Genomic DNA, 18016 nt, shown 5'->3' with positions numbered 1-18016 from the left:
GTGTCCACAAAAAAGCCCGGCTGATTGATGATCAGCCGGGCTTTTTTATTGCTTGAGGAAGACTTACTTCTTCAAACCGTAATGCTCATCCAGCATGCCTGGGGCGTTCGGCGTCTTTGGCGCGTAGTCCCGTGGTGGCTCCTGGTTTTCCCGCGGCGGTGTCAGGCGTTCCCGTGGGGTTTGCGGTGCATCGGAATGCAGCGCGGCCAGCAGGCGCTGGCGGGTAATGTCGTCGAGGGCCAGGCGATTAGCGCCATCGGCGAGGTGATCTTGTACTTCCTGGTAGCTCTGGGTGAGCTTCTTGACCAGGGTCGCGGTGCTGTTGAAGTGGGTAACAACCTCGTTCTGATAACTGTCAAAACGTTCCTGGATGTCATCCAGCTGACGCTGCGTGCGGTTAGGCGCGGCATTCGGCAGCAAGCGAGCAACCAGGAATCCAATGGCGACACCGGCAACCAGGGCAAGAGTCGGCAACAACCAAACTAAGAGCGAGTGTTCCACGAGTCCTTCCTCTATAAACGGCTTTGCTTTACGTTAACGGCTCGGACCTGCGCTGTATACCGCGATTAAGCTCGCAATGATGCCATGCACAGACTTTTAGCTAGACGAGTCGACCCCTTGAGAGGTCACGGAGTTCATCCTTGCTCATGCGTGAAACCCCCGTTTTGATCGACGGCCCGGTGGGCCAATTGGAAGCCTTGTATCTGGATCACCCCGAACCACGTGGCCTGGCGCTGGTTTGCCACCCTAACCCGGTGCAGGGTGGGACCATGCTCAATAAAGTCGTATCGACCCTGCAACGCACTGCCCGCGATGCCGGTTTGATTACTTTGCGTTTCAATTACCGTGGCGTCGGTGCCAGTGCCGGCACCCACGATATGGCCGCCGGTGAAGTGGACGATGCTGAAGCGGCCGCCACCTGGCTGCGGGAAAAACACCCGGACCTGCCGATCACCTTGCTGGGTTTTTCCTTCGGCGGCTACGTCGCGGCCAGTCTCGGCGGGCGTTTGGAAGCCAAGGGCGAGAAGCTCGCGCACCTGTTCATGGTCGCTGCGGCGGTGATGCGCCTGGGCGAGTCGGACGTGCTGCCCCAAGGCTGCCCGTTGACCCTGATCCAGCCGGAAAGCGATGAAGTGGTCGACCCGCAAGTGGTCTACGCCTGGTCCGCCGCCCTGAAACGCCCCCATGAGTTGCTGAAAGTGGCAGAATGCGGACACTTTTTTCACGGCAAGCTGACCGATCTCAAGGATCTGGTGCTGCCACGCCTTTCGAATTGATGACAAGCGATCACCCATGACGACCCGTACCCGTATCCTCACCGGCATCACCACCACCGGCACGCCGCACCTGGGCAACTACGCCGGTGCGATTCGCCCGGCGATCCTCGCCAGCGAAGATGCCAATGCCGATTCCTTCTACTTCCTGGCCGACTACCACGCCCTGATCAAATGCGATGACCCACAGCGCATCCAGCGCTCGCGTATGGAAATCGCCGCGACCTGGCTGGCCGGTGGCCTGGATGTGAACCGGGTGACCTTCTACCGCCAGTCCGACATCCCGGAAATCCCCGAGCTGACCTGGCTGCTGACCTGCGTTGCCGCCAAGGGCCTGCTCAACCGCGCCCATGCCTACAAGGCCTCGGTGGACAAGAACGTGGAAAACGGCGAGGACCCGGATGCGGGCATCAGCATGGGCCTGTACAGCTACCCGGTGCTGATGGCGGCGGACATCCTGATGTTCAACGCACACAAAGTGCCGGTCGGCCGCGACCAGATCCAGCACGTGGAAATGGCCCGCGACATCGGCCAGCGTTTCAACCACTTGTTCGGCAACGGTAAAGAATTCTTCACCATGCCCGAGGCGCTGATCGAAGAAAGCGTCGCCACCTTGCCGGGCCTGGATGGCCGCAAGATGTCCAAGAGCTACGACAACACCATCCCGTTGTTCACCAGCGCCAAGGACATGAAAGACTCGATCTCGCGGATCGTCACCGACTCGCGTGCACCGGGCGAAGCCAAGGACCCGGACAATTCGCACCTGTTCACCCTGTACCAGGCGTTTGCGACCAAGGCGCAGGAAGAAGAGTTCCGTGGCGAGCTGCTGCAAGGCCTGGGCTGGGGCGAGGCGAAGAATCGCCTGTTCCAGTTGCTGGACGGCCAACTCGGTGAAGCTCGCGAGCGCTATCACCAACTGATGTCGCGTCCGTCGGACATGGAAGACCTGCTGCTGATAGGCGCCAAGAAAGCCCGCGCCGTGGCGGCACCGTTCCTGGCCGAGCTGCGCGAAGCGGTGGGCCTGCGTTCGTTCGTCAACCAGGCGGCAGCGCCGATCAGCACTAAAAAGAAAGCCGCGAAAGCCGCACGCTTTGTGAGCTTTCGCGAAGAGGACGGCAGTTTCCGCTTCCGCCTGTTGGCGGCTGACGGCGAGCAGCTGCTGCTGTCGCGCAACTTTGCCGACGGCAAGGCGGCGGGTGCGGTGACCAAGCAATTGCAAAGCGGCGACGCGCTGGATGTACGCACTGAGGCCCAGGGCTTCAGCGTTTGGCTGGACGGTGCAGCAGTGGCCGATAGCGCACCGTTCGCCGATGCAGTGTCCCGCGATGCCGCCATCGTCGCCTTGCGCGTGGCCTTGACCCCAACCGAGGATTAACCCGACCAAGGGTTGATTGCCATTATCCAGGGCCGTCGTTACAGTGACGGCCCGTTTTTGTTGCCTTGCTAACGAAATTATGACGCCCCTAGAACGATATCAAGCTGATCTGAAACGCCCTGAATTCTTCCATGACGCGGCCCAGGAAAATGCCGTGCGTCATTTGCAGCGCCTGTACGACGATCTGGTCGCGGCCTCGCAAAGCAAGCCGGGGATGTTCAGCAAGCTGTTTGGCAAGAAAGACCACACGCCGGTCAAGGGCCTGTACTTCTGGGGTGGCGTCGGCCGGGGCAAGACTTACCTGGTGGACACCTTCTTCGAAGCACTGCCATTCAAGGAAAAGGTCCGGACCCACTTCCACCGCTTCATGAAGCGCGTGCACGAAGAGATGAAGACCCTGCCGGGCGAGAAAAACCCGCTGACCATCATCGCCAAGCGCTTCTCCCAGGAAGCGCGGGTGATCTGCTTCGATGAATTCTTCGTCTCCGACATCACCGACGCCATGATCCTTGGCACCCTGATGGAAGAGCTGTTCAAGAACGGCGTGACCCTGGTCGCCACCTCGAACATCGTGCCCGACGGTTTGTATAAGGATGGCTTGCAGCGTGCACGCTTCCTGCCGGCCATCGCGCTGATCAAGCAGAACACCGATATCGTCAATGTCGACAGCGGCGTCGACTATCGTCTGCGTCACCTGGAGCAAGCCGAGCTATTCCACTTCCCGCTGAACGAAGCGGCCCACGAAAGCCTGAAAAAGAGCTTTCGCGCCCTGACCCCTGAATGCACCCAGGCGGTGGAAAACGACAAGCTGATGATCGAGAACCGCGAAATCATCGCGCTGCGTACCTGCGATGACGTGGCCTGGTTCGAGTTCCGCCAGCTGTGCGACGGCCCGCGTAGCCAGAACGACTACATCGAGCTGGGCAAGATCTTCCACGCGGTGATCTTGAGCGGCGTCGAGCAGATGGGCGTCACCACGGACGACATCGCCCGCCGGTTTATCAACATGGTCGACGAGTTCTACGACCGTAACGTCAAGCTGATCATCTCAGCGGAAGTCGAGCTCAAGGACCTGTATACCGGCGGGCGCTTGAACTTCGAGTTCCAACGCACGTTGAGCCGTTTGCTGGAGATGCAGTCCCATGAGTTCCTGTCGCGCGGGCACAAGCCGTAAGCTGATGTGATCCCTATAAAGGCCCGCAGCGATTGCGGACCTTTATATTTCGGGTGCTGGTTAAAAAGTGATGTGGTCTTCAGCGTCCGGCGCCGCTTCTATGAGGGACTTTTGGCCGCCCTCCATCTTGTAGGTCGCGCCGTCCGTCCCTTTAAAAATCACCGGCGACTTATCCTCCGTTTCATCTTCCTCCTGTTTCCGCTTTCTGTTTACCTCTTCAGCCTGATTTTCCTTTGATTCACATGCGCCTGTCTCGCTCGCCTGCATAGCCGGGCTGAAAGAGCTGCTGCCTATGGATAACATGATTGAGTTTCCGTCCTAGTTTGAGCCAAATGGATTTAGAAAAAGCCCTTTAGGATCTGCAACGCAGTCCGGCAGAAATAGACGACTTTTTCCTCGCTTAAAATGCCAGACGCCCAGCGCGCAGTAGGTTCGTCTTTGTCCTGTCTAGCTGTAGGAGTTGGAGGTCTCGCAGGCAAGCATTGCTTAAGGCGGCAGAGGGTTTTCAGTTTGACCCTGCACCATTGCGGTATGGCAGGGTCGCTTTGCCTCGTAAGGGGCCGTATCTACGCGGCCTGTTGGAATTGTTGCCGGTATTGGTTCGGCGACAACTCCGTGTGCTGCCTGAACAAGCGCGCAAAGAAACTCGCATCGTCGTAACCCACCTCATAACTGATGGTCTTGATGCTCTTGCGGCTGCCCGAGAGCAGGCCTTTTGCCGTCTCGATACGCAGCCGTTGCAGGTAATGCAACGGCTTGTCTCCGGTAGCGGTCTGGAAGCGCCGCATGAAGTTGCGAATGCTCATGCCGTGTTCCCGAGCGACGTCTTCGAAGCGGAACTTGTCGGCAAAGTGTTCTTCGAGCCAGTGCTGGATCTGCAGGATGATCACGTCCTGGTGCAGCTTCTGCCCCCCAAAGCCGATACGTCCCGGTGAATAGCTGCGCTGCACCTCATAGAGGATGTCGCGGGCCACGGCCTGGGCAATGCTGGCGCCGCAGAAGCGTTCGATCAGATAGATGTAGAGGTCGCAGGCCGAAGTGGTGCCGCCGGCGCAATACAGGTTGTCGGCATCGGTGAGGTGCTTGTCCTGGTTGAGCTGCACCTTGGGGAAGCGCTCGCTGAAGGCAGTGAAGAACCGCCAGTAGGTGGTCGCCTCCTTGCCATCGAGCAGCCCGGCTTCTGCCAGCCAGAACACCCCGGTGGCTTCGCCGCAGAGCACGGCGCCGCGGGCATGTTGTTCGCGCAGCCACGGCAATACTTGCGGGTAGCGGGCGCACAGGCCGTCGAAGTCGTCCCAGAAGGCCGGCAGCACGATGATGTCGGCATCTTCCAGGCCGCCGTCCACTGGCATGATCACATCACTGAAGCTGCGCACTGATTGCCCGTCGGGGCTGACCAGGCGTGTATCGAACCCTGGGGTCAGGCCCAGGCCCTGCTGTTTGCCGTAACGCAGGCTGGCGAGATGGAAGAAATCCTTGGCTTGCATCAGGGTTGAAGCGAATACCCGATCAATGGCCAAAATGCTGACGCGCCGCAAGGGCGTGGAGATTTGGTTAGACATAATTTCATTTATTCTTATAGGGGAAAGTGGTCACCAGACGGCTGGATCGTCTTATTTTTTGTCGCATGTGTCCAGTGTCCCGTGACGCCATCGCGGCATAGGCTCTGTGGGCTCATCCTTGTCCGACAATCCATGCAGGTGACCCATGATCCCCAGAACCTTGTTCAGCCAGGAGCACGAACTCTTTCGCGAGAGCGTGCGCACCTTCCTCGACAAACACGCCGCGCCTTTCCACGGGCAATGGGAAAAGCAGGGCTACATCGACCGTAGCCTGTGGAGCAAGGCCGGGGAGGCGGGCATGCTGTGCTCCCACCTGCCGGAGGAATATGGTGGCCTGGGCGCGGACTTTCTCTACAGCGCGGTGGTGATCGAAGAGATCAGCCGTCTTGGTTTGACCGGCATCGGCTTTTCCCTGCATTCGGATATCGTTGCGCCCTACATCCTGCACTACGGCAATGAAGCGCTGAAGCACAAGTACCTGCCCAAACTGATTTCCGGGGAGATGGTCACGGCTATTGCCATGACCGAGCCGGGCGCCGGTTCCGACCTGCAAGGGGTCAAGACCACGGCAGTGCTGGACGGTGATGAGTATGTGATCAATGGCTCCAAGACCTTTATCACCAACGGCTACCTGGCCGACCTGGTGGTCGTGGTGGCCAAGACCGACCCCAAGGCCGGCGCCAAGGGCACCAGCCTGTTCTTGGTGGAAGCCGGCACGCCCGGCTTCGACAAGGGCAAGCGCCTGGAGAAAGTCGGCATGAAGGCCCAGGACACCTCGGAGCTGTTTTTTCAGGACGTGCGGGTCCCCAAGAAAAACCTGCTGGGCCAGGCCGGCATGGGCTTTGCGTACCTGATGCAGGAGCTGCCCCAGGAGCGTTTGACCGTGGCGATAGGTGCACTGTCTTCAGCCGAAGCGGCATTGCAGTGGACCCTGGACTACACCCGCGAGCGCAAAGCGTTCGGCAAGGCGATTGCCGACTTCCAGAATACCCGCTTCAAACTGGCGGAGATGGCCACCGAGATTCAGATCGGCCGCGTGTTTGTCGACAAGTGCATGGCGCTGCACCTGGAAGGCAAGCTGGATGTGCCTACCGCGGCGATGGCCAAGTATTGGGCCACGGACCTGCAATGCAAGGTGCTCGATGAGTGCGTGCAGCTGCACGGCGGCTACGGCTTCATGTGGGAATACCCGATTGCCCGGGCCTGGGCGGACGCGCGGGTGCAGCGCATTTATGCGGGAACCAATGAGATCATGAAGGAGATTATTGCGCGGGCGCTTTGATCTTGCGGTGTTGCTGATGGCCTCATCGGGAGCAAGTCGAGTCGTCGCACCGCCCTTCCCACATTTGACTGGGTTTATAAGTCCAAATGTGGGAGGGGGCTTGCTCCCGATAGCGGCCTAAAGGTCAATCAAGGCGCCGGATTCGGATGATCCTTCTGAATCGCCTCAATCCCCTCCAATACTTCTTTCGACAGTCTCAGATCAGCACTGGCAATATTGCTATCCAACTGCTCCAGCGTCGTGGCCCCAATAATATTGCTGGTCACAAACGGCTGCTGCGTCACAAACGCCAGTGCCATCTGCGCCGGGTCCAGGCCATGTTCGCGCGCCAATGCCACATAGCGGCTGCACGCCGCCTCCGACTGCGGGTTGAAGTAACGGCTGAACCGGCTGTACTCAGTCAGGCGTGCCTTGGCCGGCCGTGCGCCATTTTCGTATTTGCCGCTGAGCATGCCGAACGCCAGTGGGGAATACGCCAGCAAGCCGCACTGTTCGCGAATGGCGATTTCCGCCAGGCCCACCTCGAAGCTGCGGTTGAGCAGGTTATAGGGGTTCTGGATCGACACCGCCCGGGGCCAGCCGCGAGCTTCGGCCAGGGCGAGGAACTTCATGGTGCCCCACGGGGTTTCGTTGGACAGGCCGATGTGGCGGATCTTGCCGGCCTTGACCTGCTCATCCAGGGCTTCGAGGGTTTCCTCCAGGGGAGTGAGGTCGTCTTCGTCCTTGTGCTTGTAGCTCAACTGGCCAAAGAAGTTGGTGCTGCGCTCCGGCCAATGCAGTTGGTAGAGGTCGATCCAGTCGGTCTGCAGGCGCTTGAGGCTGGCGTCCAGGGCCTGGGCAATGTGCTTGCGGTTGTGGCGCAGGTAGCCATCGCGAATGTAGTCGATGGTGTTGCCGGGACCTGCGATCTTGCTGGCGAGAACCCAGTCGGCGCGGTCGCCACGGCTTTTGAAGTAATTGCCGATGTAGCGCTCGGTGGTGGCGTAGGTATCGGCCTTGGGCGGTACCGGGTACATTTCCGCGGTATCGAGGAAGTTGATCCCTGCGGCCTTGGCCCGTTCGATCTGCGCGAAGGCCTCTGCCTCGCTGTTCTGCTCGCCCCAGGTCATGGTGCCCAAGGCAATCGCGCTGACGTTCAGATCGGTGCGGCCCAGCTGTCGGTAATCCATCGGGTACTCCTTCGGGGAAAACAATCATAAAAGCAGGTTGAATTTTTTTTCGCAATCTGCATAATTGCCCACCTCTTTCTGCAGTGGAAGTGATGCGCCGTCTGCCGAAGAATCTTGCCGTTGAACGGACGCGCCGACCCGAGCCCCCGATAGCGTCTGTATCCGGCTGCCTTTGACTTGTCAAAGTAAGCACTATTCAGTAAGATCCGCCGTCTAATTTACAGGGCGGCCCCTGAGGCTATTAAAGAATGACAACTTTTACTGCAAAACCGGAAACAGTTCAGCGCGACTGGTTTGTCGTCGACGCCGCTGGTCAGACCCTGGGTCGTCTGGCCACTGAAGTCGCCAGCCGTCTGCGTGGCAAGCACAAGCCTGAGTACACCCCTCACGTTGACACCGGTGACTACATCGTGATCATCAACGCTGAGCAGGTACGTGTTACCGGCAACAAAGCGCAAGACAAAATGTACTACCGTCACTCCGGTTTCCCAGGCGGTATCAAGTCTTCCAACTTTGAAGGCCTGATCTCCAAGAAGCCTGAAGCCCCGATCGAAATCGCGGTCAAAGGCATGCTGCCGAAGGGCCCACTGGGTCGCGATATGTTTCGCAAGCTGAAAGTCTATGCGGGCGCTGTACACCCTCATGCTGCTCAGCAGCCCCAAGAACTGAAGTTTTAACGGAATAGTTCATTATGTCGGCGACTCAAAATTACGGCACTGGCCGTCGCAAAACCGCAACCGCACGCGTTTTCCTGCGTCCGGGCACTGGTAACATCTCGATCAACAACCGCTCCCTGGACAACTTCTTCGGTCGCGAAACTGCCCGCATGGTAGTTCGTCAGCCGCTGGAATTGACCGAGACCGTTGAAAAGTTCGACATCTACGTCACCGTTATCGGTGGCGGTGTAAGTGGTCAAGCTGGCGCAATCCGCCACGGTATCACTCGCGCTCTGATGCAGTACGACGAAACCCTGCGTGGCGCTCTGCGCAAAGCTGGCTTCGTGACTCGCGATGCTCGTGAAGTTGAACGTAAGAAAGTCGGTCTGCGTAAAGCGCGTAAGCGTCCGCAGTACTCGAAGCGTTAATTCGCTTTACGTTCCACAAAAACGCCCAGCCTCCTCACGGAGCTGGGCGTTTTTTATTGCCTGCGATTTATACATAAATTTGTGCGTGACAACTTGCCACATCCGTAGACCCCCTATACTACAAGGCCTGGGGGCGGAGGCCCGGGCAATTCCCTTGTCATGCGTGGGGCTTTTCATTACCATCCGTCAAAATTTTTATAAGTAAAGTTTCAACACTTAGTAGACGCCTGATTTAACAGGCCAAAAAAGCTGATGGGAGAGGACTGAATGAGCAATGACGGCGTGAATGCAGGCCGGCGTCGCTTCTTGGTAGCAGCCACATCCGTGGTGGGTGCTGCAGGAGCGGTGGGGGCTGCGGTCCCGTTCGTGGGGTCATGGTTTCCCAGTGCCAAGGCGAAAGCCGCAGGTGCACCGGTGAAGGTGAATGTCAGCAAGATCGAGCCAGGCCAGCAGATGATTGCTGAGTGGCGCGGCCAACCGGTATTCATCGTTCGTCGTACCGAGGAAATCCTGGGGAATCTGAAGAAGATCGAGGGCCAGTTGTCCGACCCGCAATCCGAGAATTCCGACCAGCCCGCCTACGCCAAGAACGAAGTGCGTTCGATCAAGCCAGAGATTCTGCTGCTGGTCGGTCTGTGTACCCACCTGGGTTGCTCGCCTACCTTCCGCCCGGAAGTGGCCCCTGTCGATCTGGGCAAGGACTGGGTCGGCGGTTATTTCTGCCCGTGCCACGGTTCCCACTACGACCTCGCCGGCCGAGTCTACAAGTCCCAGCCCGCGCCCTTGAACCTGCCCGTGCCTCCGCATACCTACGAAACTGACGACCTCATAGTCATTGGCCTCGACAAGGAGAACGCGTGATGAGCAAGTTCATGGATTGGGTGGATGCGCGCTTCCCCGCCACTAAAATGTGGGAAGACCATCTCAGCAAGTATTACGCGCCAAAGAACTTCAACTTCTTCTACTTCTTCGGCTCCCTGGCCCTGTTGGTGCTGGTCAACCAGATCGTCACCGGCGTGTGGCTGACGATGAGCTACACCCCGTCGGCGGAGGAGGCGTTCGCTTCCGTTGAATACATCATGCGTGACGTCGAGTACGGCTCGATCCTGCGCCTGCTGCACTCCACCGGCGCGTCAGCGTTCTTTATCGTCGTCTACCTGCACATGTTCCGTGGCCTGCTCTACGGGTCGTACCAGAAGCCTCGCGAGCTGGTGTGGGTGTTCGGCATGCTGATCTACCTGGCGCTGATGGCCGAAGCCTTCATGGGTTACCTGCTGCCGTGGGGCCAGATGTCGTACTGGGGCGCCCAGGTGATCATTTCGCTGTTCGGTGCGATCCCGGTGATCGGCAACGACCTGACCCAGTGGATCCGCGGTGACTACCTGATCTCGGGCATTACCCTGAACCGCTTCTTCGCCCTGCACGTGGTGGCCTTGCCGATCGTGATCCTCGGCCTGGTCGTGCTGCACATCCTGGCGCTGCACGAAGTGGGCTCCAACAACCCCGATGGCGTGGACATCAAGAAGCATAAGGACGAGAACGGCATTCCGCTGGATGGTATTCCATTCCACCCGTACTACACCGTCAAAGACATTGTCGGCGTGGTGGTGTTCCTGTTCGTGTTCTGCTCGATCGTGTTCTTTTTCCCGGAGATGGGCGGTTATTTCCTCGAGAAGCCTAACTTCGAGCAGGCCAACGCCTTCAAGACTCCCGAGCACATTGCGCCGGTGTGGTACTTCACGCCGTTCTACGCGATCCTGCGCGCCATCCCTGACAAGCTGATGGGCGTGATCGCCATGGGCGCAGCCATCGCGGTGCTGTTCGTGCTGCCATGGCTGGACCGCAGTCCGGTCAAGTCGATGCGCTACAAAGGCTGGCTGAGCAAGATCTGGTTGTGGGTGTTCTGCATTTCGTTCGTGATCCTGGGCGTACTCGGCGTATTGGCGCCAACCCCTGAGCGTACGTTGCTGTCGCAGGTCTGCACCTTCCTGTACTTCGCCTACTTCATTCTGATGCCGTTCTATACCCGGCTCGAGAAGACCAAACCGGTTCCGGAAAGGGTGACTGGCTGATGAAAAAGTTATTCGTTGCATTCGTGCTTGCGGCCCTGCCGCTACTGTCCTTCGCCGCTGAACATGGCGCGCAGCTGGAAAAAGTCGATATCGATGTGTCTGACAAAGCCGCCATGCAGGATGGACTGCGGACATTCACCAACTACTGCATGGGTTGCCACAGCGCCAAGTTCCAACGTTACGAGCGTGTCGCCGATGACTTGGGCATCCCCCATGAAGTGATGCTCAGCCACGCGGTGTTCACTGGCGCGAAGATCGGCGACCACATGAACACCGGCATGCAACCGGCCGATGCCAAGGCCTGGTTCGGCGCCGCACCGCCCGACCTGACCCTGGTGGCCCGCGTGCGCGGCACCGACTGGCTCTACGGCTACCTGAAATCCTTCTACGAAGACCCTGCGCGCCCGTATGGCGTGAACAACAAAGTCTTCCCGAACGTCGGCATGCCGAACGTTCTGGTCGGCCTGCAGGGTCGTCAAGTGGTAGGATGCAAGCAGGTTCAGGTCGTTGAAGACGGCAAGAAGCAATATGATCCGTTGACCGGTACGCCTCTGACCCATGAAGCGTGCGATCAACTGACCATCGTGCCCAAGACCGGTACGCTGAATGAAGAGCAGTTCGACGAGAAGGTCAAGAACCTGGTGACCTTCCTGGCTTACTCGGCCAACCCGGTCAAACTGCAGCACCAGCGCATCGGTACGTACGTCTTGCTGTACCTGGCTTTCTTCTTCGTATTCGCTTATCTGCTCAAGCGCGAATACTGGAAGGATGTGCATTGATCCAACCGTAAGCAATTGCTGTTAATCTTGCGCGCCCAGCGGCATCTCTGAACACGTAGCGACCGGTTGAACCGGACGTTACAGGGATGCTCTCTGGGCGCGCTCGTTTTTGAGCTTTCGATAATTTCAACAAGCGAGGAGGACCGCCATGGGCGTGACCAATCGGTTGGCCTGTTACTCCGACCCCGCCGACCACTATTCCCACCGAGTACGCATCGTGCTCGCAGAGAAGGGTGTCAGCGCCGAGATCATCAGTGTGGAAGCGGGCCGTCATCCGCCGAAACTGATCGAAGTGAACCCTTACGGCAGCTTGCCCACCCTGGTCGATCGTGACCTGGCGTTGTGGGAGTCAACCGTGGTGATGGAATACTTGGATGAGCGTTACCCTCATCCGCCTTTGCTGCCGGTATACCCGGTGGCGCGTGCCAATAGCCGCCTGCTGATCCATCGGATCCAGCGCGACTGGTGCGGGCTGGTGGATGTGATTCTGGATTCGCGTTCAAAAGAAGCCGCTCGGGTGCAGGCGCGCAAGGAATTGCGCGAGAGCCTGACCGGCGTTTCGCCGTTGTTCGCCGATAAACCTTTTTTCCTCAGTGAGGAACAAAGCTTGGTGGATTGCTGCCTATTACCCATACTCTGGCGTTTGCCGATCCTGGGCATTGAACTGCCACGGCCGGCCAAGCCGTTGCTTGATTACATGGAGCGCCAGTTTGCGCGTGAGGCTTTCCAGGCGAGTCTGTCTGGTGTCGAACGCGATATGCGCTAAGGCTTAAGGAGCCGTTGATGAACTCCAGTCGACCTTACCTGGTCCGCGCGCTCTATGAGTGGATTGTGGACAACGATTGCACCCCGCACATGCTGGTCAATTCCGAATTTCCTGCGGTTCAGGTACCGCAGGGTTTTGCCAGCGACGGACAAATCGTGCTGAACGTATCGCCCAGTGCCGTGCGCCACCTGCACATGGACAACGAAGCGGTGAGCTTCGAAGGACGTTTCGGCGGTGTACCCCATACGCTGTTCGTGCCAATCGGTGCCATCCTCGGGATTTATGCCCGGGAAAATGGCCAAGGCATGGTGTTCGATCTGGAGTCGCCTTTCGAGGATGGCGAAACGATCGAAGGTGAAGGCAGTGATGATGTGCCGCCACCGGATACCGAGCCGCCGCGCCCTAGTGGTCGGCCGAGCTTGAAAGTGGTGAAGTAGGCGGATTACGCCTCCAGGCCCATGTGAAAAATGCCTCGACTGCTGTCGGGGCATTTTTTTTGCGCGAAGGATATGGATGAAAGTCGCGCCGGAACGGTGATCGTACAACCACCATGGGCTATGATGCGGTCTTTAGTTCGCCGAGAAAGATGGTTCATCATGGAAAACGCCAGCGCCGCTCCACGTCTTCCCCGCAAGCGCCGCAGCCTTGCCCAGGAATTGGTCACGGTGTTGTCCGAGCAGATCCGCGACGGCCAGCTCAAGCGCGGCGACAAGCTGCCCACCGAGTCGGCAATCATGGACGCCCATGGCGTCAGCCGCACTGTGGTGCGCGAAGCCATCTCGCGTCTGCAAGCGGCGGGGCAGGTCGAGACCCGCCACGGTATCGGCACCTTTGTGCTGGACACGCCAAGCCCCAGCGGTTTCCGCATTGACCCGGCCACCGTGGTGACGTTGCGTGATGTGCTGGCGATCCTGGAGCTGCGTATCAGCCTTGAAGTAGAGTCCGCGGGCCTTGCAGCCTTGCGTCGCAGCGATGCACAGCTGGCGGCAATGCGTGCGGCCCTCGATGCCCTGAACGAAAGTGCGGCCCATGCCGGCGATGCGGTAGCTTCGGACTTTGCCTTCCACCTGGAAATTGCGTTGTCTACCGGCAACCGTTATTTCACCGACATCATGACCCACCTGGGCACCAGCATCATTCCACGCACACGCCTGAATTCGGCGCGCCTGGCCCATGATGACCAACAGCACTACATGAGCCGCCTGAGTCGCGAACACGAAGAGATTTATGAGGCGATTGCGCGCCAGGATTCGGATGCGGCACGTGCGGCTATGCGTCTGCATTTGACCAATAGCCGTGAGCGGCTGCGCCATGCCCATGAAGAGGCCGAGGCGCAGCGCGGTTGAAGGCTGATTCGCCGCGATACAAATGTGGGAGGGGCGGTGCGACGATTCGATTTGCCCGCGAAGACGTCGGCCCAGCAAACATTGATGTCGGTTGACCCACCGCTATCGGGGGCAAGCCCCCTCCCACAGTTGATCTCCATTGCCTGGAGTATTGCGGCTACTTAGCTGGCCGGTTGATTGGGCTTGTAGTCCTTAAGCAACAAATACGTACTCCACCCCCACCAATCATTGGTCCAGTGCTTGTCGTTCAGGTCATTGACGTCCTTGCGCCGCAGCACCTTGTCTCCCTCCATCTTGAACAGTGGCGAGAAGTTATTCGCCGGGTTTTGCGCCGCGTTCAAGTCGGGCACATACAACGGTGCCTTGAAGCTAGCCGGGGAGGGCGCGATACCGCTGATGAAAGTCTCGAAGATCTCATCAGCCGAAGCCTGTACTGCGCGTTTGACCTGCATGCGGTTGTCCGCGTCGATGTCATCGAAGTAGCGTTTATCCCCATAGGCGTGCCATTGATCGCCCATGGCATTGCGCACCTTGAGCCCGAACTTGCTGTCTTCATCGTGCATGAAACGGCTGATCAGCGAACCCAGTTCACCCGGCGTCACTACCGCTGCCAGTTGCTTGCGCGGTACGCGCAGGTGGCCGGCGGAAAACAGGTCAGTCAAGAAATGATCAGCAAAGCTGTTCATCGCATAAGCCAGCTCAAGGGCCTGATCGGTGCCGGTTTGATGGGCCGCGACGGCCTGTTGCAGTGCCGCTGTGTGGCCGGCCAGGTACGCCGACAGGGCCCACTCGCCGAAGTGGTCGGCGTTGTCCGCCGCCAGCTTCAGGTAGCGCCCCAGGGGGATGAGGGCTGAAACAGCACTGCCACCGCCGGTGATGCGGTTCCACTCCTCGGACAACGTATCACCCAAGGCGTCATAGGCTTCGTGGGGCTGCTTGCCGTCCTTGATCGCCTGCTTGACTGCGGCGATCTCCTTTTGCATCACCGCCAGGATCTTGTGGGCCTCTTCCCGGGAGGCCGGCAGCACTGCCAGAGAGTTAAAGGCGGCAGTGAAACGTTGCGCACGCTCGGCTGGGGAGGCGCCATCGCTGATGGCCTGGCCAGGAATGCCATAGAAATCGCCGCCCAGGGCAATGACTTGGCCGTAGGTCAGCGCGAGTCCGTTGGGCAGGTGCAGCTCGACTTGGTGGGCGGGAATTGCTGGCGCGTCCTTGGCGAAACGCAAAAGGGTTTCATCACCGATGGCGGTGTGCTCACCCCCTTCGAAACGTAGGGTAGGCGCTTGCTTTTGCGGTGCAGCGAGTTCTAGACCTGACATGTTAGCTCCTTGCTATGTCGTAGGAATCTTCCTTGATCACTGTATGTAAATACAGTAATTATGAGCATAAAGGAGAAATTTCCTACGTCAAGAAGCTTCGTTAAGCGTGTCGGCTTTGCGATGAACAGCGATGAATTGGAGTTGACGAATCTTTTTATAGTTGTACGATGACGTACGACATCACCAAAACCAACAACAACCTTTCGTTAGAAAGTCTTCGCCCAGGGTGTTCGAATAATGAATCCACAAGAACTGAAGTCCATCCTCTCCCACGGTCTGCTGTCTTTTCCGGTGACTGATTTCACTGCCCAGGGTGATTTCCACCAGGCGGGCTATATCAAGCGCCTGGAATGGTTGGCCCCGTATGGCGCCACCGCCTTGTTCGCAGCGGGTGGCACCGGTGAGTTTTTCTCCCTCGCCGCCAGCGAATATTCCCAAGTGGTAAAAACCGCCGTTGATACCTGCGCCACCAGCGTGCCGATCCTGGCCGGTGTGGGCGGCGCGACCCGTCAGGCCATCGAGTACGCCCAAGAGGCCGAACGCCTCGGCGCCAAAGGCTTGCTGCTGCTGCCGCACTACCTCACCGAAGCCAGCCAGGACGGGGTGGCTGCCCACGTTGAAGCGGTGTGCAAGTCGGTCAAGATCGGCGTAGTGGTCTACAACCGCAATGTCTGCCGCCTGACTGCGCCACTGCTGGAGCGCCTGGCCGAGCGCTGCCCGAACCTGATCGGCTACAAGGATGGCCTGGGTGACATCGAGTTGATGGTGTCGATCCGCCGCCGCCTCGGCGACCGTTTCAGCTACCTGGGCGGCTTGCCGACTGCCGAGGTTTACGCTGCGGCCTATAAGGCCCTGGGGGTGCCGGTGTACTCCTCGGCAGTGTTCAACTTCATCCCGAAAACTGCGATGGACTTCTATCACGCCATTGCCCGCGAAGATCACGCCACCGTCGGCAAGATCATCGATGACTTCTTCCTGCCGTACCTGGACATCCGCAACCGTAAAGCCGGTTACGCGGTGAGCATCGTCAAGGCCGGTGCGAAAATCGTCGGTTATGACGCCGGCCCGGTGCGCACGCCGCTCACCGACCTGCTGCCGGAAGAGTACGAAGCCCTCGCCGCGCTGATCGACAAGCAAGGCCCGCAGTAAATTATCCACAAGGCCGCTGAGCAATCAGCGGCCTTTTGCGTCAGGAGAAGATTCGTGTCCCAAGCACAGCGTTTTGAGAACTACATCAACGGCGAATGGGTAAGCGGTGCCGATTACTGCGCCAATATCAACCCGTCGGATGTGTCCGATGTCATTGGCGACTATGCCAAGGCGGATGTGGCCCAAGTCAACGCGGCTATCGACGCCGCCCGCGCGGCGTTCCCGGCCTGGTCCACTTCCGGTATCCAGGCGCGTCACGATGCCCTGGACAAAGTCGGCAGCGAAATCCTCGCCCGTCGTGAAGAGCTCGGCACCCTGCTGGCCCGTGAAGAGGGCAAGACCCTGCCGGAAGCCATCGGCGAAGTGACCCGCGCCGGTAATATCTTCAAATTCTTCGCCGGCGAATGCCTGCGCCTGTCGGGTGATTACGTGCCGTCGGTGCGCCCGGGCGTCAACGTTGAAGTCACTCGCGAAGCCCTTGGTGTGGTCGGCCTGATCACCCCGTGGAATTTCCCGATTGCCATCCCTGCGTGGAAGATCGCCCCGGCCCTGGCCTACGGCAACTGCGTGGTGATCAAGCCCGCCGAACTCGTGCCGGGTTGTGCCTGGGCCTTGGCGGAAATCATCTCCCGTGCCGGTTTCCCGGCCGGTGTGTTCAACCTGGTGATGGGCAGCGGCCGTGTGGTCGGTGATGTGTTGGTCAACAGCCCGAAAGTCGATGGCATCAGTTTCACCGGCTCCGTCGGCGTGGGCCGTCAGATCGCCGTCAGCTGTGTATCGCGCCAGGCCAAGGTGCAGTTGGAAATGGGCGGCAAGAACCCGCAGATTATTCTCGATGACGCCGACCTCAAGCAGGCCGTCGAGTTGTCGGTACAGAGCGCGTTTTACTCCACCGGCCAGCGTTGCACCGCGTCGAGCCGCTTGATTGTCACTGCGGGTATTCACGATCAGTTTGTGGCGGCCATGGCCGAGCGCATGCAGTCGATCAAGGTCGGCCACGCGCTGCAAAGCGGCACCGACATCGGCCCGGTGGTTTCCCAGGCCCAGTTGGACCAGGACCTGAAATACATCGACATCGGCCAAAGCGAAGGTGCGCGGCTGGTCAGTGGCGGTGGCCTGGTGACCTGCGACACCGAAGGCTATTACCTGGCGCCGACACTGTTTGCCGACAGCGAAGCCGCCATGCGTATCAGCCGTGAGGAGATCTTCGGCCCGGTGGCCAACGTGGTACGCGTGGCGGACTACGAAGCGGCGCTGGCCATGGCCAACGACACCGAGTTCGGCTTGTCGGCGGGGATCGCTACCACCTCGCTGAAATACGCCAACCACTTCAAGCGCCACTCCCAGGCCGGGATGGTGATGGTCAACCTGCCGACTGCGGGCGTGGATTATCACGTTCCGTTCGGCGGCCGTAAGGGCTCATCCTACGGTTCGCGTGAGCAAGGTCGCTATGCGCAAGAGTTCTACACCGTGGTGAAAACCAGCTACATCGGTTCGTAATACCCGTTTCACTGTAGGAGCGAGCTTGCTCGCGAAGAACGTCAACGATTACGCGCGCATTCAGGATGTACGCGGCGTCTGCGAGTTTTTCGCGAGCAAGCTCGCTCCTACAGATGGCGGTACCCAGCAATACATAACTATTACCCGCAAAAAAAATAATTAGTG

At 59.0% G+C, this 18016-nt stretch carries 19 protein-coding genes; 14 read left to right on the top strand and 5 right to left on the bottom strand.

Translation table 11 applies throughout. The features are described from left to right. Positions 1-63: 63 nt before the first annotated feature. Entirely contained in the window at positions 64-501 is a 438-nt protein-coding gene (locus QZR30_RS03610) for a YhcB family protein (RefSeq protein WP_003171734.1), read from the bottom strand. Positions 502-647: 146 nt separating this feature from the next. Between QZR30_RS03610 and QZR30_RS03605 the strand changes: the two genes are divergently transcribed. The 3 genes from QZR30_RS03605 (at position 648) to zapE (ending at position 3823) form a co-directional block, all read left to right on the top strand. After that, positions 648-1277: an alpha/beta hydrolase gene (locus tag QZR30_RS03605; protein ID WP_046070895.1), complete on the top strand. Its 630-nt coding sequence runs from the start codon at positions 648-650 to the stop codon at positions 1275-1277. A gap of 16 nt (positions 1278-1293) precedes the next feature. Further along, positions 1294-2649: a tryptophan--tRNA ligase gene (locus QZR30_RS03600; protein ID WP_311902941.1), complete on the top strand. Its 1356-nt coding sequence runs from the start codon at positions 1294-1296 to the stop codon at positions 2647-2649. 79 nt (positions 2650-2728) lie between these two features. After that, positions 2729-3823 (top strand): cell division protein ZapE, encoded by a 1095-nt coding sequence (zapE, locus tag QZR30_RS03595; protein ID WP_046070897.1) that lies wholly within the window; start codon positions 2729-2731, stop codon positions 3821-3823. A gap of 60 nt (positions 3824-3883) precedes the next feature. Here zapE and QZR30_RS03590 read toward each other — a convergent pair whose 3' ends face one another. Next, positions 3884-4126: a hypothetical protein gene (locus tag QZR30_RS03590; protein ID WP_046070898.1), complete on the bottom strand. Its 243-nt coding sequence runs from the start codon at positions 4124-4126 to the stop codon at positions 3884-3886. A 263-nt stretch (positions 4127-4389) separates the two neighbouring features. After that, a complete protein-coding gene (locus QZR30_RS03585; RefSeq protein ID WP_172833447.1) occupies positions 4390-5310 on the bottom strand; it encodes a GlxA family transcriptional regulator in 921 nt (306 codons plus the stop codon). A 220-nt stretch (positions 5311-5530) separates the two neighbouring features. Between QZR30_RS03585 and QZR30_RS03580 the strand changes: the two genes are divergently transcribed. Continuing rightward, complete coding sequence (locus QZR30_RS03580; protein WP_311902940.1) at positions 5531-6667, top strand: acyl-CoA dehydrogenase family protein; 1137 nt, start codon at positions 5531-5533, stop codon at positions 6665-6667. A gap of 128 nt (positions 6668-6795) precedes the next feature. Here the strand turns inward: QZR30_RS03580 and QZR30_RS03575 are convergent, their stop codons facing one another. Next, entirely contained in the window at positions 6796-7836 is a 1041-nt protein-coding gene (locus tag QZR30_RS03575) for an NADP(H)-dependent aldo-keto reductase (protein WP_056845518.1), read from the bottom strand. Between the two features lie 248 nt (positions 7837-8084). On the opposite strand from QZR30_RS03575, the gene rplM reads away from it, so the two are divergent. The 8 genes from rplM to QZR30_RS03535 all read left to right on the top strand — a co-directional run bounded on the left by rplM (position 8085) and on the right by QZR30_RS03535 (position 13883). Then, a complete protein-coding gene (gene rplM / locus QZR30_RS03570) occupies positions 8085-8513 on the top strand; it encodes a 50S ribosomal protein L13 (RefSeq protein WP_003171742.1) in 429 nt (142 codons plus the stop codon). Positions 8514-8527: 14 nt separating this feature from the next. Continuing rightward, complete coding sequence (rpsI, locus tag QZR30_RS03565) at positions 8528-8920, top strand: 30S ribosomal protein S9 (protein WP_002555064.1); 393 nt, start codon at positions 8528-8530, stop codon at positions 8918-8920. 267 nt (positions 8921-9187) lie between these two features. Next, entirely contained in the window at positions 9188-9781 is a 594-nt protein-coding gene (petA, locus tag QZR30_RS03560; RefSeq protein ID WP_043048551.1) for a ubiquinol-cytochrome c reductase iron-sulfur subunit, read from the top strand. Next, positions 9781-10992: a cytochrome b gene (locus QZR30_RS03555; protein ID WP_003188526.1), complete on the top strand. Its 1212-nt coding sequence runs from the start codon at positions 9781-9783 to the stop codon at positions 10990-10992. The genes petA and QZR30_RS03555 overlap by 1 nt, the downstream gene beginning before the upstream one ends. Then, entirely contained in the window at positions 10992-11771 is a 780-nt protein-coding gene (locus QZR30_RS03550) for a cytochrome c1 (RefSeq protein WP_032877802.1), read from the top strand. The genes QZR30_RS03555 and QZR30_RS03550 overlap by 1 nt, the downstream gene beginning before the upstream one ends. Before the next feature lie 148 nt (positions 11772-11919). Next, positions 11920-12537, top strand: coding sequence for a glutathione S-transferase N-terminal domain-containing protein (locus QZR30_RS03545; protein WP_005784778.1), 618 nt, complete (start codon positions 11920-11922; stop codon positions 12535-12537). Between the two features lie 17 nt (positions 12538-12554). Further along, positions 12555-12974, top strand: a complete 420-nt coding sequence (locus tag QZR30_RS03540) for a ClpXP protease specificity-enhancing factor (RefSeq protein WP_046070903.1) — start codon at positions 12555-12557, stop codon at positions 12972-12974. 159 nt (positions 12975-13133) lie between these two features. Next, a complete protein-coding gene (locus tag QZR30_RS03535) occupies positions 13134-13883 on the top strand; it encodes a FadR/GntR family transcriptional regulator (protein WP_032877801.1) in 750 nt (249 codons plus the stop codon). 161 nt (positions 13884-14044) lie between these two features. Here the strand turns inward: QZR30_RS03535 and QZR30_RS03530 are convergent, their stop codons facing one another. Next, positions 14045-15202 carry a hypothetical protein gene (locus tag QZR30_RS03530; protein WP_056845517.1) on the bottom strand — a complete coding sequence of 386 codons (1158 nt, stop codon included), beginning with the start codon at positions 15200-15202 and terminating at the stop codon, positions 14045-14047. Between the two features lie 237 nt (positions 15203-15439). Between QZR30_RS03530 and kdgD the strand changes: the two genes are divergently transcribed. Then, positions 15440-16351, top strand: coding sequence for a 5-dehydro-4-deoxyglucarate dehydratase (kdgD, locus tag QZR30_RS03525; protein ID WP_043048557.1), 912 nt, complete (start codon positions 15440-15442; stop codon positions 16349-16351). 54 nt (positions 16352-16405) lie between these two features. Further along, positions 16406-17851: an aldehyde dehydrogenase family protein gene (locus QZR30_RS03520; protein ID WP_046070905.1), complete on the top strand. Its 1446-nt coding sequence runs from the start codon at positions 16406-16408 to the stop codon at positions 17849-17851. The last annotated feature ends 165 nt before the right edge of the window (positions 17852-18016 follow it).

Source organism: Pseudomonas sp. rhizo25, from assembly GCF_031931935.1.
Classification (GTDB): domain Bacteria; phylum Pseudomonadota; class Gammaproteobacteria; order Pseudomonadales; family Pseudomonadaceae; genus Aquipseudomonas; species Aquipseudomonas synxantha.
The sequence above is the reverse complement of the archived record's forward strand: the minus strand, read 5'-3'. Positions and strand labels throughout refer to the sequence as shown.